Genomic DNA, 22874 nt, shown 5'->3' on the forward strand with positions numbered 1-22874 from the left:
GAACGCTTACGCATTGAGCCATGACCCCAGGCAAACGCCGACTCTTCGTCTTATCGTCGATTCTTTTGATCGGCGCCGCGCCTTTCATTTCGGTTTCGATCGCCGAGGTCGTCGCCAGTGCGAACCAATGCCGGCTCGATGAGGCTGGCATCTATCCGTGCGTCGTTCACGGGCACGATTTCGGCAACCTGCTGTCGACGATGTTCGTGGCCGGCTGGGCCGGCTTGGTGACGATTCCGGCTGCGATCTGCGCGCTCATGCTGTGGGGTGCCGTCGCGTTGATTCGTTCGGGGCGGCGCCTTAAGTCATGACAAATGACGGCAAATAGCGACAGTTGTCTTACCCATCCTCAATCCTTCTCCGCCAAGAGCTTTTCGATCCACGCTTCGGTCTCCCGGTATTGCCCTTCGCCGACGTGCGTGTAGACGATGTGCCCTTTCTTATCGATCAGATAAAACGCCGGCCAATACTGATTGCCGTAGGCATTCCACGTCGCATAGTCGTTGTCCTGAGCCACCGGGTAGCGAATGCCGTAGCGTTGGATCGCATCCTTTAGATTCGCGGTACTGTGCTCGTCCGGCGTTTCCGGCGTATGAATGCCGATGACCGTCAAGCCCTTGTTTCGATACCGCTGATCCCATTCCTTCACGTAAGGTAGCGTATGGAAGCAGTTGATGCAGCCGTAGGTCCAAAAATCGACGAGCACGACCTTGCCGCGCAAGCTTTGCATCGTCAGCGGGGGGCTGTTCAGCCAATGATCGATGCCCGTGAATTCCGGTGCCGTGCCTTGCATGGCGGCCGGAGCGCCGACGCCGTTCGCTTTGCTGACCACGGAAGCCGCGGCCGCGGCAACGAGGACCAAAACGGCGAAAACGCCTAGATGTCGAGTCGATTTACGCATGTCAGGTTCCTTCGAGGTTGGATTCGACCGCCGTGCGGTTACCTGACAATACGCACGCTTTCGGCGATCGGATGCATGCTCGCTCGGACGCGGCGTATGCTGACGCCTGCCGATTGAAAAGAAGCACACAGCCGCACAGCCACTCACGAAGTCATCGCCACGATCAACGATAAAAGCCATGCAGCGTCAATTCGGAGACCTCCTTCTGGGCAGCATCGAGCTGTTCTGCCTCGCGGCCGAATCGGAAAGCTTCACGATCGCCGCAACGGCCGCCGGCGTCAATCCGGCGGCGGTCAGCCGCTCGGTCGCACGCTTGGAGGCGCGGCTCGGCGTGCGTCTATTCGTCAGAACGACACGGCAAATCAAGTTGACCGATGCGGGCCGGCGATACTTCGAGGAATGTAGACAAGCGCTATCGCAATTGGCCGAGGCGGAGCGCGAGGCGATGGGCCAGCAAACGACGCCAGCCGGCGTGCTGCGCATCAGCATGCCGACGCCGTATGGGCACTATCGCATCCTGCCGTTGTTGGCGACATTTCGCGCGCGCTATCCGCAGGTGAAGATCGAAGCGCATCTGAGCAATCGCAACATCGATTTCGCCGAGGAAGGTTTCGACCTCGCGATTCGCGGCCGCGCACCCAGAGACTCGAACCTGATCGCGAGAAAGTTGGAGGATGCCGAACTCGTCGTCGTCGCCGCACCCGACTACTTGCGGCGAGCCGGCAAGCTCGAAACGCTCGACGATCTCGCTCGCCACGACTGCATCCAGTTCGAGTTGCCGAGCAACGGCAGGCCCGTACCATGGATGTTCAAGCAGGGCAAAGAAATCGTCGAGATTGCGCCGAGCAGTGCCTACGCGACTTCAGGCGACGTGCTCGCCGGCGTGACGCTGGCCCGGCACGGCGCGGGGCTGTTTCAGACCTATCGCTTTCTCGTCGAGCAAGATCTCGCGAACGGCACGCTAAAGGAAATGCTGACTGTCCATGGCGGCTGCACGCGACCGTTCGTACTGCTCTATCCGCACGGCCGCCATCTGTCGTCGCGCGTGCGCAGCTTCGTCGATTTCCTCGTCGAGCAAGTGCGCAAATAGCGCGTCACGTCTGTTCGGCCGAGCGTTGTTTGCGAAAGGCTTGCACCGGCAGTCCGCCCCAGCCCCAGTTTTCCAATTCGACCTCCTCGATCACGACGAACGTGGAGTCGAGCGGCTTGGCGAGGACGTCGCGCAGCACGTGGCTCACGCCCTCGATGAGGCGCGCCTTTTCTTCGGCCGTGATCGAATCCGCGCCTGGGCCAGTGCCTTCTCGCGTGACTTGAATAGTGACGATGGGCATGATGTTTTCCGTTCAATGACCGGCGCTTTGGCCGCCGTCGACGTGCAAGATTTCTCCCGTCACGAACGGCGCCGAGTCGAGATAGAGAATGGCGCCGACGATGTCGCTCATCTCGCCCATGCGGCCGAGCGGATGGAACGCGGCGAGCGTCGAGTGCGTTTCAGGCGCATGCATTGGCGATTTGATGATGCCGGGCGCGACCGCGTTGACGCGAATGCCGGCCTTGGCATATTCGATCGCAAGCGATTTCGTCGCAGCGTTCAGGCCGCCCTTCGTTAACGAAGCGAGTACGGACGGCACCTTGCTGTTCGCTTGATCGACGAGGGTCGCCGTGATCGTCACGACGTGGCCGCTGCGTTGCTTTTCCATCTGCGCGATCGCCCGCTGCGTGATATGAAAAAAACCGTTGAGATTGACGCCGTTGAACGCGGCGTAATCTTCAGACGTGTATCGAGTGAAAGGCTTGGCGATGAAGATGCCGGCGTTGTTGACGAGCGTATCGATGCGGTCGAAGCGGCCGATGGCGGCTTCGACGATGCGCTTGGCTGTCTCGGGGTTGCCGAGGTCGCCGGCAACGGTGACGAGATTGGGGTCGTCCGACGACGCGATCGAGCGAGCATTGGCAACAACGCGATGACCATTGGCGAGGAAGGCCTTGACGGTTTCCGCGCCGATGCCTTGCGATGCGCCTGTAACGATAATGACTTTCGATGTGTTCATGGTGGGTCTCGATGCAAAGGGATTCGGCTTGATGGCCGATCGAATCGTCGATCCGATGGCGCAACTGTAGGCGCCTGGATTCGCGTGTCGAAGACCCACCATGGACAAATAGTCTTGCGTCTGAGGAACAAATCGATCGCTATGCTGCGATGCACAGAACGATCACCGCTCCTAGCCTTCCTCGTGCCGTTTGTATTGCGCCGCGAGCTTGTCTTGCTGATTCGGCGGCACGGGATCGTAGTGGCTGAGTTCGATGCTGTAATTGCCGTCGCCGCCGGCCATCGCGTTCAGGCGCGACTGATATTCGGCCAGTTCCGATAGCGGCACCTTCGCCGCCACGGCCACCATATGTCCGCCGAGCGTGCGCGAGCCTTGCACCTGCGCACGCCGCGAGGACAGATCGCCGATGATGTCGCCCATCGCCGCTTCGGGCGCCGTCACTTCGAAATCGACGATCGGCTCGAGCAAGATCGGTTGCGCCTTGAGTACCGCATCGATGAAAGCCTTGCGACCCGCAACGACGAACGCCACTTCTTTCGAATCGACGGGGTGGTGCTTGCCGTCATACACCGTCACGCGAACGTCCTGCATAGGGAAACTGGCGAGCGGCCCACTTTCGATTACCTGAAGAATGCCTTTTTCGACGGCGGGCATGAATTGCCCCGGCACGGCGCCGCCCTTGACCGCATCGACGAATTCATAGCCCGCGCCGCGCGGCAACGGTTCGACGCGCAGCATGACTTCGCCGAATTGCCCCGCACCGCCCGTTTGCTTCTTGTGCCGATAATGCCCTTCGGCGGCCGTGCCGATGGTTTCGCGATACGCGATTTTCGGCGGACGCGTGACGACCGCGAGTTTGTACTGTTCGGTGAGCCGCTCGAGCATATGCCGAAGATGGAGTTCGCCGAGCCCGCGAACGACGGTTTCGTTGGTCCCTATCGGGTGTTCGATGCGCAAGCAAGGATCTTCGGCGGCCAGCTTTTGCAGGATCTCCCAGAGACGCTGCTCGTTGCCGCGCCGCTCGGGCTCGATCGCGAGCGCGTAAATCGGATTGGGGAATTCGAGCGGAGCCAGATGGATATTGCCGTCTTCGGGCGCATCATGCAGCACGGCATCGTAGCCGATCTCGTCGACTTTAGCCGTCGCACAGATATCGCCGGGGCCTGCCTTGGCGATGTCGACGTGGTCCTTTCCCTGCAGCAGCATCAAATGCGCCACGCGAAACGGTTGGCGCGCGCTGCCGATATAGAGTTGGCCATCGCGCCGCACCGTGCCCTGGTGGATGCGAAACAGGGCCATCTTGCCGATGTAGGGGTCGACCACGATCTTGAACACGTGAGCGAGCACATGCTTGTCGGCCACGGGCTGCGCTTGCACCGTTTCCCGACGATCGTCGACGTCTCGATAGAAAAGCGGTGGGTTGCCTTCGAGTGGATTCGGCAGCAGGCGTGCGAATACGTCGAGGAGTTCTTGGATGCCCGCACCTGTCGCAGCCGACGTGAAGCAGATCGGAATCAAATGTCCTTCGCGCAGCGCTTGCTCGAACGGCGCATGCAGTTGCTCGGGTTGGATGGCCTCGCCTTGCTCCAGGTAAAGCTCCATCAAGCCGGGGTCGAGTTCGATGACTTGATCGACGAGCGCATCGTGAGCTGACGCGACCGTCAGAAAATCGGCGTCGCCGGCCGGATTGAAGAAGCAGTCGACGACGCCGCGCGCTTGCTGCGCAGGCAGATTGATCGGCAAGCACGTCTTGCCGAACGTTTCCTGGATTTGCTCGACGAGGGAGGGCAAGTCGACCTTCTCGCCGTCGATGCCGTTAACGACGATGATCACGCAGAGCTTGCGTGCCTTGGCCCACGCCATCATCCGGCGCGTGGTCATTTCGATGCCGGTTCGGGCATTGACGACGACCGCGACCGTCTCGACGGCCGACAGGGCACTTAGCGAAAGACCCGAAAAATCGGGATATCCGGGCGTATCGACAAGATAGACGCGCGTGTCGCGGTAATCGAGGTGGGCGATGGCCGAAGTCAGCGAGTGGCGATACTTGCGCTCGAGCGGATCGAAATCGCACACCGTCGTCCCGCGCTCGACGCTGCCGGCGGTATGGATAGCGCCGCTTCGGTACAGCAGTGCTTCGATCAGCGAGGTCTTGCCGCAACCGGCATGGCCGACCAACGCGATGGTACGAATGGCTTCGGGTTGGAAGTCCATGGCGGCCCTCGTCCAGCGATCGCAATTGGGCCATTATTCGCGAAAAAAGCGCGCGCCGCCACCCGGTGCGGCGCCGATCTGCGCGGTCGGGCACGACGCCGACCCGCATCCGCCATGCCATCTAAACGCTGAGATCGCTACGGTCGAGCCGCGGGTCATCGCATCATGCGCTGCAACATGGCGCTTCGGCAAAGAGCGAAAGGCAGATCAAAAATCACAAGAGAACTGAAACGGTGGTGCCCCTTTGCGTTAAATGAATCTTGATCGATGGGTCGATAAACCCAGTAAACCTCGCGCCTGCGATAAACCACAACAATTGTCAATGTTGCTTTTTGGGGCGATCAAAATAGCGCCGCAATGTGGCCCGCTTTCGTACTGCGCGACCCCAATTTCTCGCGATCGCCGCCTACGCCCGGGAGTTGGGCGACGTGAAAAGGTAGAACGATCTTTGCAAAGCAATGAATCATAAATATTCATTATGTTTCTTGACATGCAATGCGCTACTTACTAGATTTATTTTCGGTTTCATATTTCGATCGTTTGGTGGAGCCGGGGTGTGGCAGCTCCGCTGCGGCACGGGGCAATGAACGGAGTGCTGGGTACCGTCCCGGATAAAAGTACAAAGGGTTTGCCGCGCTCCGCGCCGTACGAAAAACTGAGATAACAGTAGCAAAAAAGCTATTTCAAGTTGCATTCCCATGTTTCGGTACTCGATGTCTAGTGGCGTATGTCGCTGCATTCGATGCGATCGCGTGCCGGAATGGATCGACTGGTAGAGCAGCATTACGGCTGTGCGATTACCTTGTTCGACACGCTTATTCATCTAAATACCGGGGGCAAAACATGGACGATGTCGTGCGTTACGGAGATCAGGTCGTGTTCGAGAACTGCGAGAGCTGCGAGGGCGGCGAGCATTTGTTCCTCGGAATCGTGCAGCGCAAGGCTGGCCGGCGCCATCCGCTGCAACTGTCGACCGAAGTCGCCGAACCCGACAAGTACCCGGAGCGAGATTACCAATGGCGCGTGCTGCCCGTGGTCGGCGCGAAACGGAAGTGGGGCGATCCCGTCGCTTTCGCCGATCGCATCCGGCTGCAAATGGTCGACGACAAGGGCCAGTCTCGAATGCTGGCGGTCAGTCACTTGGACGACCGGTCGATCATGGCCGAGAGACGGCCGGCGCGGGTCGAATCGTGTACTTGGTGGCTCTCGTACACGAGGGAGTTGACGGTGGCCCGAGACGGGCGCGTGGCGCCGGCGGGCGAATTTTCCGAGTACCTCGAGTACGGCGACCTCAATTACGTTGCTCTCGTCAACCGGACCGGCTATCTCGGCGCGATGGACGACCCGTATCGAATCCTGCGCAAGCGCACCCTATTGCTCGACGATCTTCCAGAGAGGGGGAAGGCGGCCTGGTGGCGCGTGTATCGGTCGACGTCCGAGGTCGTTCCCGTTATGCGACACGTGCCGCGTGCGGTCATGGCGCAAGAAGTGCCGATGCGTTCGCTTTCGGTAGCCTAGCTGAACGAACCGGTCTACCACTGCCGGTGACCGCATCTCGAGCGATGGGCATATCGAAAGCCACGGTGGAACACGATCAGCGGTGGTATGCGACAACCTCGCCGTCGACGGACAACCGCACCCGCGTGCCGACAGCAGGCGCGCGATAACCAGGTACGCGCGCGTAAACGGCGATGCCGCCCGCCGCTGATGGATGTTCGAGCCGCAGGCTTAGGCGCGCATCGTGTCCGTAAAACGTCACCGCTTCGACGCGAGCATCACACTGTCCTTCGGTCGTGCGATCGGCGGCATCGTGCACTGCTACATGGATTTGTTCCGGTCGGATCATGACGTCGACGAGGCCATCGACATGGGGCGCCGACAGCTTCAGCACCCCGAGATCGCATACGACGCTACCTTGCTCGACGGTGCCCGGCAAAACCAGCGCTTCGCCGACGAACGACGCGACCTCGCGCGAGACGGGGCGTCGGTACAGGACGTCGGGCGACGCCGTTTGAATCAAGCGCCCATCCCAGAGCACGGCAACCTCGTGCCCCATCGACAGCGCTTCCGATTGATCGTGCGTCACGAGCACGGCCGTGGCGTTCGCATGCACGAGCGCGTCCGCAACGGCTTGGCGCGTTTCCGCGCGCAGCGAGGCATCGAGCGATGAGAACGGTTCATCGAGCATGACGAGCGATGGCGACGGGGCCAGCGCACGCGCGAGCGCAACGCGCTGCTGCTGCCCGCCGGACAACTCGTGCGGTGGCCGATTGCCGCAAGACAAGGGCAGGCCGACGAGTTCGAGCAGTTCGTCGACACGGTGACGGGCGTGGCGCTGCGGACGCGAAAGGCCGAACACGATGTTGTCGGCAACCGACAGATGCGGAAACAGCGAGCCTTCTTGCGACACGTAGCCGATGCGGCGTGCTTCTGCACGGACATGCACGCCCTCGCCGTCGACTTGGCGTCCGCCGATGGCGATCGTCCCTTGGGTCGCTCGCTCGAAACCGCACACGGTACGCAGCAACGTCGTCTTGCCGCTGCCGGATGGGCCGAGCAATGCGAGCAAGCCGCCGTTCTTGACCGAAAGATCGACGCCGCGCAAGACGGCGCGCTCGCCGAAGGCCTTGTGCAGGCCGCGTATGGTTAGGTCGCTCATCGGGGTGTCATGGCCGGCGGCCGAATGAAGCGTGGCATGTCAGATATCGGCGCGCGCCACGATGGAGCGGCCCAGAAAAGTGAACAGCAGGGCCGACGCTCCCAGCGAAATGCCGACGAGCAGGGCTGCATAGGGCGCCGCGGCGGCAAAGGCGAGCGAGGCGGTATCGCTCCATACTTGCGTGGCGAGCGTTTGCGTATCGAGCGGCGAGAGCAGCAGCGTCGCATTGAGTTCAGTGACGACCGAGATGAACACCATCGTCCCGGCCGCCCCTAAACCTGCACGTGTCAGCGGCAGCAGCACGCGACCGAGAATCGGCGCGGTACCGAGCCCTAGCGAGCGTGCGGCTTCCTCCAATCTCGGCGACATCTGGAGCAACGACGCGCGCACGCTGACGAGCGCGAGCGGCAGAAAGAGCGCCGCGTAGGCAGCGATCAGCAGCGTGGTCGTCTGGTAAAGCGGCTTGGCAGCATGCACGGCCAGCGATACCAGCGCGAGTGCAATGACGAGCCCAGGGACGCCTTGTGCGAGCAAGACGATGCGCTCGAGCCACATGGCGAACCGTCCGGGATAGCGAACGAGTAAAAACGCGAGCGGTAAGGCGAGAGCGGTTGTTACGAGCGCGGCGTTCAGGCCCAAGCTGACGGATGCTTTCGCCGCGTCCAGTAGAGACGCGGCCGAGACTTCCGAGGGCGTGATGGCCGCGGCCCCGTGCTGCGTCAACCAATAAGCGATGGTGCCGAGCGGTACGCCGAGCGTGACGATGCTTAGGAGTGCGAAGCATACGACGACGGGCCAGCGCCAATGGCCGAGGACATAGCGCGAGGCCGTTCGGCGCGTGCCGCGATCGACGCGGGCATAACGCGCGCGGCCGCGGACGCGGTGCTCGAACGCGATGCATGCCAGGCCGACGACGATCAACACGCATGCGAACATCGATGCCCCGCCGCCGTCGAAGCTCGTGCGGTACTCGGCGAAGATCTCAGTGGTAAACGTCCGAAAGCGCAGCAGCGAAAACGCGCCGAACTCGGACATGACGCCGAGCGCGACGAGCAGCATGCCGCCGAACAATGCCGGGCGAAGTTGCGGCAAGATCACGCGCAGGAAAATTGCGCGGCGGCCGCAACCGAGCGAGCGCGCCGTTTCCTCGAGCGCCGGGTCCATGCCGCGCAACGCAGCCGCTACCGGTAAGTAGACAAGCGGGAAATAAGTGGACGTGATGACGAGCAGTGCACCCGCGAAATCTTGCAGGTCGAGGCTCAGCGATACCCACGCGTAGCTCGCGATGAACGGCGGCATGGCGAGCGGGGCCACCATCAGCCCAGCCCAAAGCCGGCGCCCGGGCAACATCGTGCGTTCGACGAACCATGCTGCGGCGGTGCCGATGACGGCGGAAGCGGCTGTCGCCGAGACGGTGATCAGCACCGTATTCGCGAACAATTCGCCGACGAGCGGACGAAACAGCAGATCGATCGCGTCGCTAAGCCCGAACGTCGCGGCACGCCAAGCCGTGAATGCGATAGGCAACAGTACGAGCAGCGCCGCGAGCATTGCCGCGATCGATAGCGCGCGTGGAGGACGCGGGCGCTCGCGTCCCGTCGGCTGTGTTTTCTGCTTGGGTGCTCGCACTACCGCTGCGGTCATTTACAGCAAGCCTGCTTCTCGCAACAGCTTCGCGGCCTGGCTATCGTCGCCGAGTTGCTCGACGGTCAGAGCGGGCGGCTGCAATTCGTTGAAAGGTTTGACCATCGGATCGGGCGCAACGCCTGCGCGCAGCGGATATTCGTAGCCGATGTGACCTTGCGCCATCAACTGCTGCGCATGCGCGCTGACGAGGTAGGTGAGGAAGCGCTGAGCGCCGCTAGGGTTGTGCGCGTTCTTGAGCACGGCCGCACCCGACACGTTGACGAGCGCGCCGATGTCGCCGTGGCCGAAGTGGTAGAGCGCGCTGCGCATCTTGTCCTTACCGAGTTCGGTATACAAGCGATCCCAGTAATAGTTGTTGATGATACCGGTCGCGACCGCGCCGCGATTGACGGCGGCAACTACGCCTTCGTCGTCGTCGAAGATCTGCGAGTTGTCTTTCAAACCCTTGAGCCATGCCAGCGTTTGGTCGTGGCCCTTGAGCGCCAGCACGCCGCTGACGAGCGGGAGGAAATCCGAATCGCTCGGCGCGATGCCGACCTTACCTTTCCACTGCGGCCCGGCGAGGTCGATCAGCGAAGCGGGGAGCTGCGCCGGCGTCATCATGGCCGTGTTGTACGCCAATACGTTTTCGCGCGCGAATACGCCGACCCAATTGCCGCTCGGCGAATTGAAGCGGGCGGGGACCGTCGCCAGCGTCTTCGAGTCGACCGTGCCGAGCAGGCCTTTTTCTTGGAGGAGCATCAGCTCGGGCGAGTTCTCGGTGAAGTAGACGTCGGCCGGCGTCGCCGAACCTTCGGCAACGAGCTGTGCCGCAAGCGCGGGGCCTTCGCCGCTTCGGACGCGGACCGTAATGCCCGTTTCTTTCGTGAAATCCTTGGCGAGTTGCGCGACCAATTGTTCGTGCTGCGCGTTGTAGAGCGTGATGGACTCGGCTTGGGCGAACGAGGATGCGCTGCCGAGCACCGCGAGTGCGAGCGAGGCGACGATCGTATGCACGCGTTTGCCAAATCGGGATTGCTTCATATTCGGTTCTTTCATGGACGTAAGGTTTCGATCGCGGCGCTTGTCCGACGCCGCGATTGTGCTCATATTGTTCGAGGTGTTCAAGCCTCGAATAGGCCGGCGCCGATGAACGAGCCTTGCTTCACGCCAGGCGGGCACGCGAAGATCGCGCTCCCGACGTGCGTCGTGAACTGGTTCATCATGTCGAACTTCGAGAGTTTCTCGTTGATCGGAACGAAGGCCGTACGCGGGTCGCTCTGATGCGCAATGAAAAGCAGGCCCGCATCGTACTCGGTTTCTTGGCGCCACGGCGGCCAGCGCTCGATGTAGAAATTCGTGCTGTCGTTGTAGGAATAGGCGCGACGCAGAAGCCGCATGCCGTCGTGGCTGCCCGGGTTTGACAAACGCACGTGCGAATTGTCGGGAATGACCGGGTTGCCGTCCTTGTCGGTGGCGGCGAGATCGACCGGGTCGAATTCGTTTTGCTTGCCGATCGGCGCGCCGCTGAGCTTCTGGCGCCCGACGACTTGCTCTTGGAAACCGAGCGGCATTTGATCCCAGTGCTCGAGCGTGATGCGGATGCGCCGAACGACCGAATACGTGCCGCCTTGCATCCAAGCGGGACCGTCCGCGCCGGCCCAGACGAACTGCGCCATCAATGCGGGGTCCGAGCTCGAGGGGTTGTTCGTGCCGTCCTTGAAGCCCATCAAGTTGCGCGTGGTCTTGCCGCGGGCGCCCGACTGGAACCCGGCTTGGCCCCAACGCATTTGCACCGCGCCATACCCCATGCGCGCGAGCTGGCGTACCGCATGGAAGGCCACTTGCGGATCATTGGCACAGGCTTGCACGAACAGATCGCCGCCCGATTTCGCGGGCAACAGTTGATCGCCGTTGAAGTGCGGCAGATCGATGAGCGCGGGCGGGCGCCGCGCGGCCAGACCGTAACGGTCTTTGCCTTCGTGCGTAAAGAGGCCCGGCCCGAAGCCGAACGTGATCGTCAGACCGGCCGGGCCGAGGTCGAGCGCTTCGCCCGAATCGGTGGGCGGCTTATCGTCATTCGCCTGCGCCGGACGCGCCGGTTCGCCGCGGGTCAAACGAGCGGCCGCATCGGTCCATTCGCGCAGCAGGTTGATGACGTCGGCGCGTTTGTCGGTCGTCAGATCGAACGCCGCGGCATAGCTGTGGCTTTGCTGCGGCGTAACGATGCCGCCTTGATGCTCGCCGAAGAACGGCTCGACGGCCGTCATCGGATCGGGTGCGTCGGCCTGCTGGGTGCGCGCCGCGGTCGTGGCGGCGCGCGCCGCCGTGCCGGCGCCGAGTGCGCCGACCGCGGCCGTAGCCGCGCCCGCCTTCAGGAAGGCGCGCCGTGCGGCGTGCTTGGGGGGAGTATCGTCGTCGTGTGCCATGTCACTTCGCCAGTACGAGGGTGTTGACGTCGTCTTGAACGTAATAGAAGCCGTCGCCCTGCGGGGTCATTGCGATACCGAACAAGTCGCCGCTGCCCGGCGGCGATTGAGCCTTGTCCGCATCGATCCAGCGCGCGTAGAGTTGCTTGGCGCTGGCCGGATCGATCTCGACGACTTGCCCGTTCAGCGCATTCGTGACGAGCAGATGGCCGTTCGGTGCCGTCACCATCGCGAGCGGGCGATGGAGCAAGCCGTCCGCGGTCAGTTGGCGGCCCACGCCCGCGCTCGTATCACGCGTGAGCGGATCGTCGACAACGGTGATTCGATTGCCGATCGCGTCCGAGACATACAGTTGCTTCTGGTCCGCCGACAGCGCGAGCCCCGTCGGCCCAATCAGGAACACGCCTTTGTCCGCTTGCGCACCGAATCCGCCGGCGACGACCGTTTGCTTCTTGACGACGGGTGCCTTGCCCGGCGCAATCTCGAGATCGAGACGCAAGACCGTCGATTGCTTGAATACGGGCACTTCGCCGTCGGGGCCGGCGTTCGGACCGCCGACGCCAAAGCCCGCGTTGCTCACGAACAGCGTTGCCGTAGCGCCGTTGTCGACGACGGCCATGTTGCCCCACGGATCGTTGATGTTCTCGCCGGTGATCGTCGAGACGACCTTGCCGTTGCTGTCGAGCACGATCAGGCATCCGGCGCCTTTCGTCGTGGTCGTGCCGTCGTTACTGGGCGTGCTGCCCACGATCACCCAGCCCGACTTGAGCATCGTCATCGCGGTCGACAGGCCGATGCCGCCCGGACACGCCTTCAAGTCACGCGGTACCGTCGCGAACACCGACATCTGCTTCGTATCGGGGTGGAAATCGACGATCGTGCTGCCCGTGCCTTGCAGATTCGTCGAGTTGTTGAAGTTGTCGACGAGCACGTCACCCGCCTTGACCGTCCCGGCCGAGACGGGCGCGACCGCGATCGCATACGGGTTTTGATCGCCGTTGTCGGGTACGGTGTTGATGAGTGTCTTGTCGTGCTTGATCGTTTCGAGGAAGCCTCGCGGTTCGGCATGCGATGCGTTCGATACGACGGCGAGGACAGCCGCGACGGCGGCGGCTCGGGCAATGGCGATGGATTTCATGAAAATGCCCCGTCGAAGGTTAGAAGGTGATCGTGGTGCGCATGCCGACGACGAACGTATTGCGCAGCGTTTGCGTCGGATCGCTGGGGTTTTGGCCGGCGCCGGCGTTGAACGTGTATTGCGCGTCGCCTTGCAGTACCCACCACGGCGTGACTTGATATTGGTAAGTGGCTTCGAGCGCCGTTTCGCTGCCGCGCACGACATTGCCGCTATCGGCGTCGAGGCCGGCCGCATGGCTGCCGACCTTGACGTAGGCGAGGCCTAAGCCGACGCTGTCGTTGTCGCGCCCCTTGAACGGCGCCTTCATGACGACGCCCAAATTCGCGCTGACGCTGACGAGATTGCGGTCGCCCGGCGCGCCCATCAAGCGAGCGAATACGCCGATGCTGCGCGGCTCGTCGGGATTGGGGCGCCATATCATTTGATCGGCGACGGCGTAGAAGCTGTAATCGCCTTGATGCTGCGCGGCGACGCCGCTCGAGAGCGGGCTTGCCAGCGAGAGTCCCGTGTTGTCGATACGCTGATCGGCGAAGCGCTCGTTGTTGTACCAGAGGCCGAGCCTATAGGTGCCGGGCAGGCCGCCGCTCGGCTTGCCGGTGCCGTAATCCATCGCGCCTTCGTTCGGCTGATTGATGGCGTATTGCAACTCGCCGATATAGAGCGCGCCGTTGTGCAGATTGAAGTTCGTGCCGCTGCCGTTGAGCTTCTGCGGATCGCCCGTGCCCGGTGCCGGATTGCCGTCGAACACGCCCGCGAGCGCGGTGATCGACGGCGAGAGCTGTGCGCGCACGCGCACGCCGAGCGCGGACAGCGGATAGGCGGGGCCGCCCGACGGCATGTCGTACGAGGGCAGGCCGGCCCAACCGAACATCGTATTGACGAACGTGTTCGCGTACGTGCTGACCATGAATTCCTGGTCGAGACTTTGCTGCCCGACCTTGAAGTCGACATGGCCGTCGAGTATCGATTGCTGATACCAGAGTTCCCACAGGCGCGTCGTATCGTCGGCTTCGATGCCGCTTGCCGTGTTCAGCGTGCCGAGGTTGTATTGGCTCAGATTGCGGCCGTGAATTTGCAGTGCGCTGACGTTGAAGGTGCCGCCGGGCAGGCCGATCGCTTTTTGCGTATCGACGCTGAGCGTCATCGTGGTCAACCCGTCGTACGTGCCGCCGGTTGCGAGACCACCGCGCAGATTGTCGAGGTACTCACTGGTCTCGGTCATGTTGAACGTGATGCCGTATTTGCCGAGCCAGGGACGCAAGCCGCCGATATCGCCGAGCAGATTTTGGCGCGTGGCGAGGCCTGTCCATTGAGTGGTCGGCTGCGCTTGGATGCTGAGGTCCTGCTCGGGAGCTTGCGGCAATGCGTCGGGCGAACCCGCGGCAACGGCGGCGCACGATGCGAAAGCGGTCCAGGCCAGAGCGGCGTAACGCGCCAACGGTTGAGCGTTCTTGCGCATGGCGCGGCGAGCGGCTGGTCTGAACCTCATCGAAACTCCTCTTGTTGTCGGCACGATGGCGCAGTCTGCTTCGCGGCACAAGGCAGAAATGTCGACGTGCGCACAATCGCGGGGTGCTTGTATGCGTTACGTAATGCTAGGTGGCGCGGTGGCATGACCGTGTCACGCAGCGTTACGCGGATTGGGAACGAATTGTACTTAGTAAAAGTGGAAATGCAAATACTAATGCGAACCGTTCGCATTAGACGTTTAGTGTGATTATTTCAATTTGCTTTCAATTGAGCGCTTGAGCACGACTGAAGCACTGCCTAAACGTCTCTTAGGCGGTTAGGCAGTTAAGCGATGGGATGCCCGATGCCCGCGCGCGAAGCGTGCATGGCGTGTCCCGACGGGCTGCTGCGGCCTGCGCGAAAGAAAACGGATGACGGAATCATCGCTCCGTGCGCATCAGGCCTTCGATGAGCAGGGCGACACTTCGCCGCGCGGCGCGTTCGACCAACGCCGGTTGTTGCGCGCCACGCACTTGCCCGCCGCAGATCAGTAGGGTCAAGCCGTGAACGAGCGACCACGCCGTCAATGTCAGGTCCTCCGTCTTTGTCGATCGGAACACGCCCGCGCTTTGTCCGGCCTTGACGACGTCGGCTAGCACCCGCGCCAACGCGTCGCCTGCTTCGATGAGTGAGGGATAGGACTGCCGGTCGGCGATGATGCCGCCGAACATCAACTGCAGCACGTGGGGTTGCCGCACGCCGTACCGCACGTACGCCAAGCCGATCGCCTGCAATTGCCGAACGGGACCGCTCTTTGCGGCGCGCACGGCGCGTTGCATCGTTTCGTGCAACTCGCGAAAGCCCGATTCCGCGAGATCGGCCAATAGCGCTTCCTTGTCGGCGTAATGGCGGTAGACGGCCGTATGGCTGACGCCCGCCGCTTGCGCGATTTCCCGCAGGCTCACGGCGTGGACACCTCTTTCTTCCATCAGCGTGCTGGCCGTTGCGCGCAGTGCACGCTTGAGATCGCCATGGTGATAGGTGTGTTTTTCGAAGGAGTTTGCCGAGGTGTGCATTCCGTAGAGGGCATCTATGTTGACAATGGTCACATGTTCTCATACATTCCTCCGTGTTTCCAGTGGAAACATAAGGGTCGCATTGCGAAGCGGTGGCTGCGCGATCACGTTCAATTCCTTTCCTTTTTGCCGGATATCATGCTGACCATCCATCACTTGAACAATTCGCGATCCCAGCGTGTGCTTTGGATGCTCGAAGAACTCGGCATCGACTACAAGGTCGAGCGCTATGAGCGCGATCCCCAAACGATGCTGGCGCCCGAGACGCTGCGCGCGGTTCATCCGCTGGGCAAATCGCCGGTCATTACCGACGGCCCGCTCACGCTGGCGGAGTCGGGTGCGATTCTCGAGTATCTCGCCGAGCAATACGGCAACGGAACGCTCGTGCCCGAGCACGGGACGCCCGAGTATCGAAGCTATCGCTATTGGATGCACTATGCGGAAGGCTCGGCCATGCCGCCGCTGTTGCTCAAGCTCGTGGCGTTGCGCATTGCCAATGCGCGCATGCCTTTTTTCATCAAGCCGGTTGCGCGCAAGATCGCGGCTTCATTGCAGGCGGGTTTCGTCGATCCGCAGTTGGCGCTGCATTTTGGCTATGTCGCCAAGGCGCTTGAACGCAGTGGCTGGTTCGTCGGAGATTCGTTTAGCGTGGCCGACATTCAAATGAGCTTTCCGCTCGAAGCGGCGATGCAACGTGGTCCCGCGGCGGCGTATCCGACGATCGGTGCGTTTCTCGAGCGCATTCATGCGCGGCCGGCTTATCGGCGCGCGTTGGAGAAGGGTGGGCCGTATGCGTTTGCGCAGTAGGGGGGGGCGGGGTAGTGCGCGGTCGGGATTCGTGAAATCTTCGCCAAAATCAATTCGGTTCGCCGCAGGGCAACAGCCTTCGCTCCAGATCGCGTGCAGCGCGTGCTCGACGCACTACGATCGCTGCATCATTCTCAAGCGGCAGACTACCCATGAGCCCCGTCAATCCACTTCGCTCGGCGCCCGCTCCGGAGCCGGCCACTAACGCCCCATCGTCTGCCACGGGCACACCGCAGCGTCCGCCAATGCCGCCTCGCTCGCGATTGCGCGGCGTAACGTCAGGAATGCTATCGGCGTTGAACATACGGGGCGCGACGCATGAGCGCGGCGAGTCATCGGCGCAGCCACGACGCGCGGCGGTGCCGTCATCGGCGCTCGTCGCATCGGAGCAGGCGCATCGCGCAGCGGAGACGGCATCCTCATCGTCGGCTAGCCGCGCGGCGCCGATGCACACCGGCGAAGCGCAGCCTACGTCTGAAATGGGCGTCGACCTTGCTGAAGTCTACGCAGTCGCGCGACCGTCGATTCCAGCGCACATCCTTCCGACGCGCGGCGCGATTCCCGTCTACGAGGAGAAAGAGCCCGGCCGGCAGTTGGATGCTGACGAGGAAAACACGCTCGAAGCGTGGTCGGAGCGTATCACCGGGCATTTGGGCGGCCGGGCGCTGGCCACGTTCCGCAAGGAACTGGCTGAGTTGAAAGCAGACATGGAGGATGACCCGCATCTGCTTGGGCTGTGCATAGATCAGATGAAAGAAGGACTGAGGGATTGCGACGACCGCGCGTTCCTGATGTGGCAGCAGGTCAGAACGGCCCAAGAGGTGCATCGCGCCGCGAGCGGGCAATACGATGGCGCACAGGTTTTCGCAGTCGGGCGAGGCATGTATCGGCTCTCGGAAATTGACGACTATGTTGCGAAGCGCCGAGGGCCGACGTTCTTGCTCCAAGACGAAACCGCTGAAGGCATACTTTACGCGCGAGATCTGCTGCGAACGTCACTGAGCCTACCGGTTCCGCCGGCAGTGGGAATCGGAACCGGTGTCGCTGCGAATTCGCGCGATTTCAACGAGTCGGCGATTCGCGCGTTAGGCGCCCGTATCGTTCGGTGCGAAAAGGAGAACGACCAAAAGCCGCTTCGCGATTTTCTCGCTTCGTGGCTGCCGATGCAGACCCATCTGGCAGCGAACATGCCCGCACTGCGCGAAGCGCATGCGTCGATCAACGAATACCGGTACGCCGTGCTCGACAAACTCGATGCACACAACGGCGGCAAACTGCCCGTCGAGACGCATCCCCCGCTCAACAGCGCCGAGTACAAGGCACGCAACGACCAGTTGAAAAGCGAAGCCGAACAGTTGATGCGTGCCGCAAATCTCGCCGCGGTAGAGGGGATGTATTTCGCCTCATTCGAAGGCCGGTTGATGCAGGAAATGAAGATGAGCAACCCGCGCGTCGGTCGGCAGCATGTCGGCGCGCTGCGCGAGGCTGTGGCGCGCGGTAGCCTGGATGCCGAGTGGACGCACCCGACATATGGGTGGAACGCCATCCATATCGCCGCGGCCGCGGGGGAGGCTGAGCTGACCCGATCCCTGGCTGCTGCGGGAGTGAAAATCGACGTTGCCGATCGCGATGGGTTGTCTGCGCTGCACGTAGCGGCAGCGAACGGTTACTCGGACGTTGCCGCCGCACTGCTCGCGGCGGGAGGAGAGCCCAATGTTCCCGATGCGCGGGGCTATCCGCCGCTGCACTACGCAGCATTGTCGGGCAAGCGGGTGGTTGTCGAAGCGTTGGTGAGCGCGGGCGCGGAGGTCAACGCGCGCGACTCGCGAACCGGCAACACGGCGCTTCATGTGGCCGCCTCGCGCGGCGACGTCAGCCTCGTGCGCGCGCTTCTCTCGACCGGTGCGAACCCGACCATCAAGGCCGAAGACGGAAAGACGGCACGCACGTACCTCGAGTCGTCAGATACGTCGCGGGCTTCGAAAAGCGACTACAAACTGACCCTCAAGGCGCTGAAAGAGAGCGAAATCATCTGGAGCAAGATCGGCGCTGGCCGGGCTTCGTGAAGCTGGGGGGCAGTTGAATCAGGCGGATGCCCGATTTCAGTGCGCGTTCTATTCAAGCTAAACACCCCCATCCTCATTCGGTACGCCCTCGAGCTCCGCAAGCCAAGCGCTTGCCGTCGAATCGCTCGGCGCGCGGTAATCGCCGCGCGGCGACAGCGAGCCGCCCGAGCCAACTTTCGGCCCATTGGGCAAACAACTGCGCTTGAACTGCTGACCGCCGAAGAACCGCTGCAAAAACACACCAAGCCAGCGTTTGATCGTGCCGATGTCGTAGGCGTGCCGCTCCTCCTCGGGCAGATCCGGCCATGATCCGAGCGTCGCATCATGCCAAGCGGACCACGCGAGAAACGCAACCTTCGATGGCCGATAACCGAAGCGCAACAGATAGTAGAGATTGAAGTCCTGCAATTCGTAAGGACCGACCGTGTCTTCGGTCCGTTGAATCGCGCCGGTCTCGCCGGCCGGAATCAGCTCGGGACTGATCTCCGTGTCGAGCACGTCGAGCAAGGTAGCGCTTGCTTGATCGTTCAGCGTGCCCCATTGCGCGCTGCGGCGAATCAAGTATTGAATCAACGTCTTCGGCACGCTCGCATTCACACCGTAATGCGACATGTGATCGCCCACGCCGTAGGTGCACCACCCGAGCGCCAACTCGCTGAGATCGCCCGTGCCCACGACGAGCGCCCCGTATTGATTAGCCATCCTAAATAAATGATTCGTGCGTTCGCCGGCTTGCACGTTTTCGAACGTCACGTCGTGCACAGGCTCGCCGTTTGCGTACGGGTGCCCAATGTCTTCGAACATACGCAGACAACTAGGGCGAATGTCGATCTCGCGCGCTTCACATCCGAGTGCAGCCACGAGGCGGCGCGCCTGATCGAGCGTGCGCTCGCTCGTGCCGAAGCCGGGCATGATGCAGGCGATCACCGCCGTGCACGGCAGTTTCAGCGCAGCCACGGCACGTAGGCAAACAAGCAGCGCTTGCGTCGAATCGAGCCCGCCCGATACGCCGATCACGAGCCGCGATACCTTGGCGGCACGCATTCGCGTGACGAGCCCCTGTACCTGAATGTCGTAGATTTCGCGACAGCGTTCGTCGCGCAGCGCCGGATTCGAAGGCACGTAAGGAAACCGCTCGTACGTGCGTTCGAGCGGAAGGCGAATCGTGCGCGGCAGAACGGCGGGCACCGAGATCGTCCGAAAGCGCGCGCACGCGTCGCGATGCGTGTGGGCCGTATCGCCGAACGTCGTTTGGCGCATCCGTTCGCTGATCAACCGGTCGAGGTCGATATCGGCAACGAGGCATTGAGGCGCATCGAGAAAGCGCTGCGTTTGCGCAAGCAGATTGCCGTTTTCGTAGACGACGCCGTGTCCGTCCCAAGCCAAGTCCGTCGTCGATTCGCCATAGCCGGCCGCGCTATAGGCATAGGCGGCAAGGCATCGCGCGGATTGACCGCCCACGAGTTCGCGGCGGAAATCGGCTTTGCCGACGGTCACGTTCGATGCGGACAGGTTGAGCAGCACGGTTGCGCCGGCCAATGCCGCAAACGAGGACGGCGGCACCGGCACCCATAAGTCTTCGCAAATTTCGATATGGAACGTCAACAGCGGTTGTTGCTCGAGACGAAACAGCAAAGCGCCGCCGCAGGGAACGTCGGATTGCCCGAACAGCGCAATCGAATCCCTCAGTAAGCGATCGCCTCGCGCAAACTGCCTCGATTCATAGAACTCGCGGTAATTCGGCAGATAGGTTTTCGGCACGAGGCCGAGTATCCGTCCGCGGTGCACGACGGCCGCGCAGTTGAACAGCAAACCATCGATGTCGAGCGGCAAGCCGACGATCGCAACGGTCTCGATGTCGCGTGAGGCGATGACTACGTCGTTCAGTGCGGTGAGGCAGGCGTCGAGCAGTGCGCGCTGCTGGAACAAGTCATCGCACGCGTATGCCGAGAGCCCGAGTTCGGGAAACAGCGTCAAGGCCGCATGGCGCGAATCGGCTTCGCGCATCAGTGCGATCGTCTCTTTGGCGTTCGACGACGGATCGGCCACGTGCGTCCTGGGCACCGCCACGGCGATGCGGGCGAAGTTGTGTCGATACAGGTTGAAAAAGCTCGGCCCATCTGTCATGGCGAAACATCCTTGCGGTCGAAACGGCGGGCGGGCGCCCATGCGCGTATTGATAGCAGATCACGGAATCGAACGCATCTGAATTCGACCGCTAGACGCTCACATACACCCACGCTTCGGCGCCCGACTCGAGCTTGACGCTGACACGCCGGTAGTCCGCCACCTCGTAACGATCGGCCGCTTCCAGTTCCTCTGCGGTGATCTCGAACACCATGCCCGAAATCGCGCTCGATGCATCGGCACATGGGCGGATGATCGGATGGTGTGTCTTGCCGCTCGTGGCGACCACCTCCGGATCCTTGATCTCGACCCAGGCCTGTTCGTATCCCATCATGGCGTCGGGTCTTCCAGAGAGTTCGCGACCGAAATTCGCCAACTGCACGGCCTTGTCCTGAAGGGTGCCGTAGGAGAAAAGGAGAATCGGAGGGTTCGAGGCACGTGTCATGATTCAGCTTGTGTTGACCGAGAAGTATGATTCTGCCGGGCTCGGACGGGCGCGGCAACGCTGGTTTCGTTGTTCCGAGCCGGCACCGCCCCTCTGCCGATTGAGCCACTTGTCGCCAAAGAGAATGCGAGGCATTCGCCGACTCGTGGCTTATACAAGCACCGTAATATACAGAAAAATATAGCGTAGGCCGAAATTTGCCAGTTGCCGCGCCGCGCAGTTCCGAATGGGTACGCTTTCAAGCAAAGCATGCGTTCGTGTATGCTTTCGCGCATGACGAACCCTCGCACCCATTTAAAACGCACAGCTTCCGATCTACCGCAAGTGAGTTTCCGGATGCGCGTCCGCATAGGCGAAACGGTTGCGGTCGGGCCAGGCAAGGTTGCGCTGCTCGAGGCGATTCGCGAGCACGGCTCGATTTCCGCCGCGGCGCGGAGCCTCGACATGTCGTATCGACGCGCCTGGATGCTGCTCGACGAACTCAATCGTTCTTTGACCTCGCCCGCAACCTTGTCCGAGCAAGGCGGTGCGAACGGCGGCGGCTGTACGCTCACGCCCGTGGGCGAAAAGATCATTCGCGTTTATCGCGATATCGAGGATCGAGCGCGGCGAAACTGTGCGACGCAAATCGCTGCCCTGACCGCGCTTCTGCAGCCTTGATATCGGGCGGCCTCTGTCCAGTTACCGAAAGCACGTAAAAAAAAGGCCGAACACAAGGTTCGGCCAAACTGCTGGTCAGACAGGAGTCAGACAGAAAACAAACAACATCGCGACACACATCAACTGCAAAGAAGCAGGGCGGCCGGGCGGTGTTGCGCCCGGTACGCCGTTGAATACGTATCTTCCGACTAAATCGAACCCAATCTCGCTTTCAACGCACGCTGCGCGTGCGGCGCACGTGATCGAAGAGCACTGCGAGCAAGAGAATGCCGCCACGGATCAAATACTGATAGAACGTCGGCACGTTGAGCAGGCTCATCGCGTCTTGCACGGAGCCCATGATCAGCACGCCCACCAGCACACCCGAGATCGTCGCCACGCCGCCCGTGAGCGACACGCCGCCGAGCACGCAAGCCGAGATCACGCCGAGCTCCAATCCGACCGACGTCTTCGGATCGCCTAGGCTCATCCGCGACGCGAGCATGACGCCCGCGAAACCCGTCACGAGCCCCTGCAGCACGAACACGAGGATTTTGATGCGCATCACGGGCAAGCCCGCGAGCAGGGCTGCTTCGCCGTTGCCGCCCACGGCAAGAACGTTCTTGCCGAACACCGTTTTGCGCAAGATGAACCCGAACACGACGAAGCCGACTATGTTGCTCCAAATCGGATAGGAGATGCCGAGGAACGAGCCGCCGCCGAGATCGAAGAAGCGCTCTTCGGAGATCATGACCGCGTCGCCGTTCGAGACGATGAAGGCCAGCCCGCGCACGACTTCCATCATGGCCAGCGTGACGATCAGCGAATTGATGCGATAGCGCGCAACCAGCACGCCATTGAAGAGCCCGACCGCACCGCCGGCAATGACGCCGCCGGCGACGCCGAGCAGGACGCTGTGCGTCGCGGTGATCAGCGTCGAGGCGACGACGCCCGACAGCGCGACGATCGACGCCACCGACAGGTCGACTTCGCCGAGCGCGAGCACGAACATCATCGTCACCGCGATCGAGCCGATCAGCGTTACCGACAACAGCAGGCCCTGCATGTTGCGGCTGGTCATGAAGTCGGGCACGGTGAAGCAGAGGGCGACGAACAAAATCGCGAACACCATGACGATGCCGGATTTGTTGACCAGTCGCCAGGCGCTGGCCGCGTAAGCTGCCGGCCCGTGCGCGGTGGTTTGCGAAAAGCTTTGAGGTTGTTGCATGGTGTCGTGAATCCGTAGT

General features: G+C 62.0%; 20 protein-coding genes. 6 read left to right on the top strand and 14 right to left on the bottom strand.

What is annotated here, in order from left to right:
* The first annotated feature begins 20 nt into the window (after window positions 1-20).
* Window positions 21-311, top strand: coding sequence for a hypothetical protein (locus tag J3485_RS22495; RefSeq protein WP_206956521.1), 291 nt, complete (start codon window positions 21-23; stop codon window positions 309-311).
* Window positions 312-349: 38 nt separating this feature from the next.
* Here the strand turns inward: J3485_RS22495 and J3485_RS22500 are convergent, their stop codons facing one another.
* Window positions 350-901 (bottom strand): thioredoxin family protein, encoded by a 552-nt coding sequence (locus J3485_RS22500; protein WP_206956522.1) that lies wholly within the window; start codon window positions 899-901, stop codon window positions 350-352.
* A gap of 178 nt (window positions 902-1079) precedes the next feature.
* On the opposite strand from J3485_RS22500, the gene J3485_RS22505 reads away from it, so the two are divergent.
* On the top strand, window positions 1080-1991 hold the full coding sequence (locus J3485_RS22505) for a LysR family transcriptional regulator (RefSeq protein ID WP_206956523.1): 912 nt from the start codon (window positions 1080-1082) through the stop codon (window positions 1989-1991).
* 4 nt (window positions 1992-1995) lie between these two features.
* Here the strand turns inward: J3485_RS22505 and J3485_RS22510 are convergent, their stop codons facing one another.
* The 3 genes from J3485_RS22510 to fusA form a co-directional block, all read right to left on the bottom strand.
* Entirely contained in the window at window positions 1996-2232 is a 237-nt protein-coding gene (locus tag J3485_RS22510) for a tautomerase family protein (protein WP_206956524.1), read from the bottom strand.
* A 12-nt stretch (window positions 2233-2244) separates the two neighbouring features.
* On the bottom strand, window positions 2245-2952 hold the full coding sequence (locus J3485_RS22515; protein ID WP_206956525.1) for an SDR family NAD(P)-dependent oxidoreductase: 708 nt from the start codon (window positions 2950-2952) through the stop codon (window positions 2245-2247).
* 171 nt (window positions 2953-3123) lie between these two features.
* The gene (gene fusA, locus J3485_RS22520; RefSeq protein WP_206956526.1) at window positions 3124-5166 is read right to left on the bottom strand and encodes an elongation factor G; all 2043 of its coding nucleotides are present in this window, start codon (window positions 5164-5166) and stop codon (window positions 3124-3126) included.
* Between the two features lie 843 nt (window positions 5167-6009).
* Here fusA and J3485_RS22525 point away from each other — a divergent pair.
* Entirely contained in the window at window positions 6010-6684 is a 675-nt protein-coding gene (locus J3485_RS22525; protein ID WP_206956527.1) for a hypothetical protein, read from the top strand.
* A gap of 76 nt (window positions 6685-6760) precedes the next feature.
* Here J3485_RS22525 and J3485_RS22530 read toward each other — a convergent pair whose 3' ends face one another.
* The 7 genes from J3485_RS22530 to J3485_RS22560 all read right to left on the bottom strand — a co-directional run bounded on the left by J3485_RS22530 (window position 6761) and on the right by J3485_RS22560 (window position 15576).
* Window positions 6761-7825 carry an ABC transporter ATP-binding protein gene (locus tag J3485_RS22530; protein ID WP_206956528.1) on the bottom strand — a complete coding sequence of 355 codons (1065 nt, stop codon included), beginning with the start codon at window positions 7823-7825 and terminating at the stop codon, window positions 6761-6763.
* A gap of 39 nt (window positions 7826-7864) precedes the next feature.
* Window positions 7865-9469 (bottom strand): ABC transporter permease, encoded by a 1605-nt coding sequence (locus J3485_RS22535; protein WP_206956529.1) that lies wholly within the window; start codon window positions 9467-9469, stop codon window positions 7865-7867.
* Complete coding sequence (locus J3485_RS22540) at window positions 9470-10495, bottom strand: iron ABC transporter substrate-binding protein (RefSeq protein ID WP_206956530.1); 1026 nt, start codon at window positions 10493-10495, stop codon at window positions 9470-9472. It lies immediately after the preceding gene.
* A gap of 80 nt (window positions 10496-10575) precedes the next feature.
* The gene (gene efeB / locus J3485_RS22545) at window positions 10576-11880 is read right to left on the bottom strand and encodes an iron uptake transporter deferrochelatase/peroxidase subunit (RefSeq protein ID WP_206956531.1); all 1305 of its coding nucleotides are present in this window, start codon (window positions 11878-11880) and stop codon (window positions 10576-10578) included.
* A 1-nt stretch (window position 11881) separates the two neighbouring features.
* On the bottom strand, window positions 11882-13018 hold the full coding sequence (locus J3485_RS22550) for an NHL repeat-containing protein (protein ID WP_206956532.1): 1137 nt from the start codon (window positions 13016-13018) through the stop codon (window positions 11882-11884).
* Window positions 13019-13037: 19 nt separating this feature from the next.
* Window positions 13038-14507: a carbohydrate porin gene (locus J3485_RS22555; protein ID WP_206956533.1), complete on the bottom strand. Its 1470-nt coding sequence runs from the start codon at window positions 14505-14507 to the stop codon at window positions 13038-13040.
* A gap of 400 nt (window positions 14508-14907) precedes the next feature.
* Window positions 14908-15576 carry a TetR/AcrR family transcriptional regulator gene (locus tag J3485_RS22560; RefSeq protein WP_206956534.1) on the bottom strand — a complete coding sequence of 223 codons (669 nt, stop codon included), beginning with the start codon at window positions 15574-15576 and terminating at the stop codon, window positions 14908-14910.
* 105 nt (window positions 15577-15681) lie between these two features.
* On the opposite strand from J3485_RS22560, the gene J3485_RS22565 reads away from it, so the two are divergent.
* Window positions 15682-16350 (top strand): glutathione S-transferase family protein, encoded by a 669-nt coding sequence (locus tag J3485_RS22565; protein ID WP_206956535.1) that lies wholly within the window; start codon window positions 15682-15684, stop codon window positions 16348-16350.
* Between the two features lie 296 nt (window positions 16351-16646).
* Window positions 16647-18416, top strand: coding sequence for an ankyrin repeat domain-containing protein (locus J3485_RS22570; protein ID WP_206956536.1), 1770 nt, complete (start codon window positions 16647-16649; stop codon window positions 18414-18416).
* A 57-nt stretch (window positions 18417-18473) separates the two neighbouring features.
* On the opposite strand, the gene J3485_RS22575 is transcribed toward J3485_RS22570, so the two are convergent.
* Window positions 18474-20543, bottom strand: a complete 2070-nt coding sequence (locus J3485_RS22575) for an NAD(+) synthase (protein WP_206956537.1) — start codon at window positions 20541-20543, stop codon at window positions 18474-18476.
* 91 nt (window positions 20544-20634) lie between these two features.
* Window positions 20635-20988: a gamma-glutamylcyclotransferase family protein gene (locus tag J3485_RS22580; protein ID WP_206956538.1), complete on the bottom strand. Its 354-nt coding sequence runs from the start codon at window positions 20986-20988 to the stop codon at window positions 20635-20637.
* 336 nt (window positions 20989-21324) lie between these two features.
* On the opposite strand from J3485_RS22580, the gene J3485_RS22585 reads away from it, so the two are divergent.
* The gene (locus tag J3485_RS22585) at window positions 21325-21648 is read left to right on the top strand and encodes a winged helix-turn-helix domain-containing protein (protein WP_206956539.1); all 324 of its coding nucleotides are present in this window, start codon (window positions 21325-21327) and stop codon (window positions 21646-21648) included.
* A gap of 211 nt (window positions 21649-21859) precedes the next feature.
* Here the strand turns inward: J3485_RS22585 and araH are convergent, their stop codons facing one another.
* Window positions 21860-22855, bottom strand: a complete 996-nt coding sequence (gene araH / locus J3485_RS22590) for an L-arabinose ABC transporter permease AraH (RefSeq protein WP_206956540.1) — start codon at window positions 22853-22855, stop codon at window positions 21860-21862.
* Window positions 22856-22874: the final 19 nt, after the last annotated feature.

Source organism: Trinickia acidisoli, from assembly GCF_017315725.1.
Taxonomy (GTDB): Bacteria; Pseudomonadota; Gammaproteobacteria; order Burkholderiales; family Burkholderiaceae; genus Trinickia; species Trinickia acidisoli.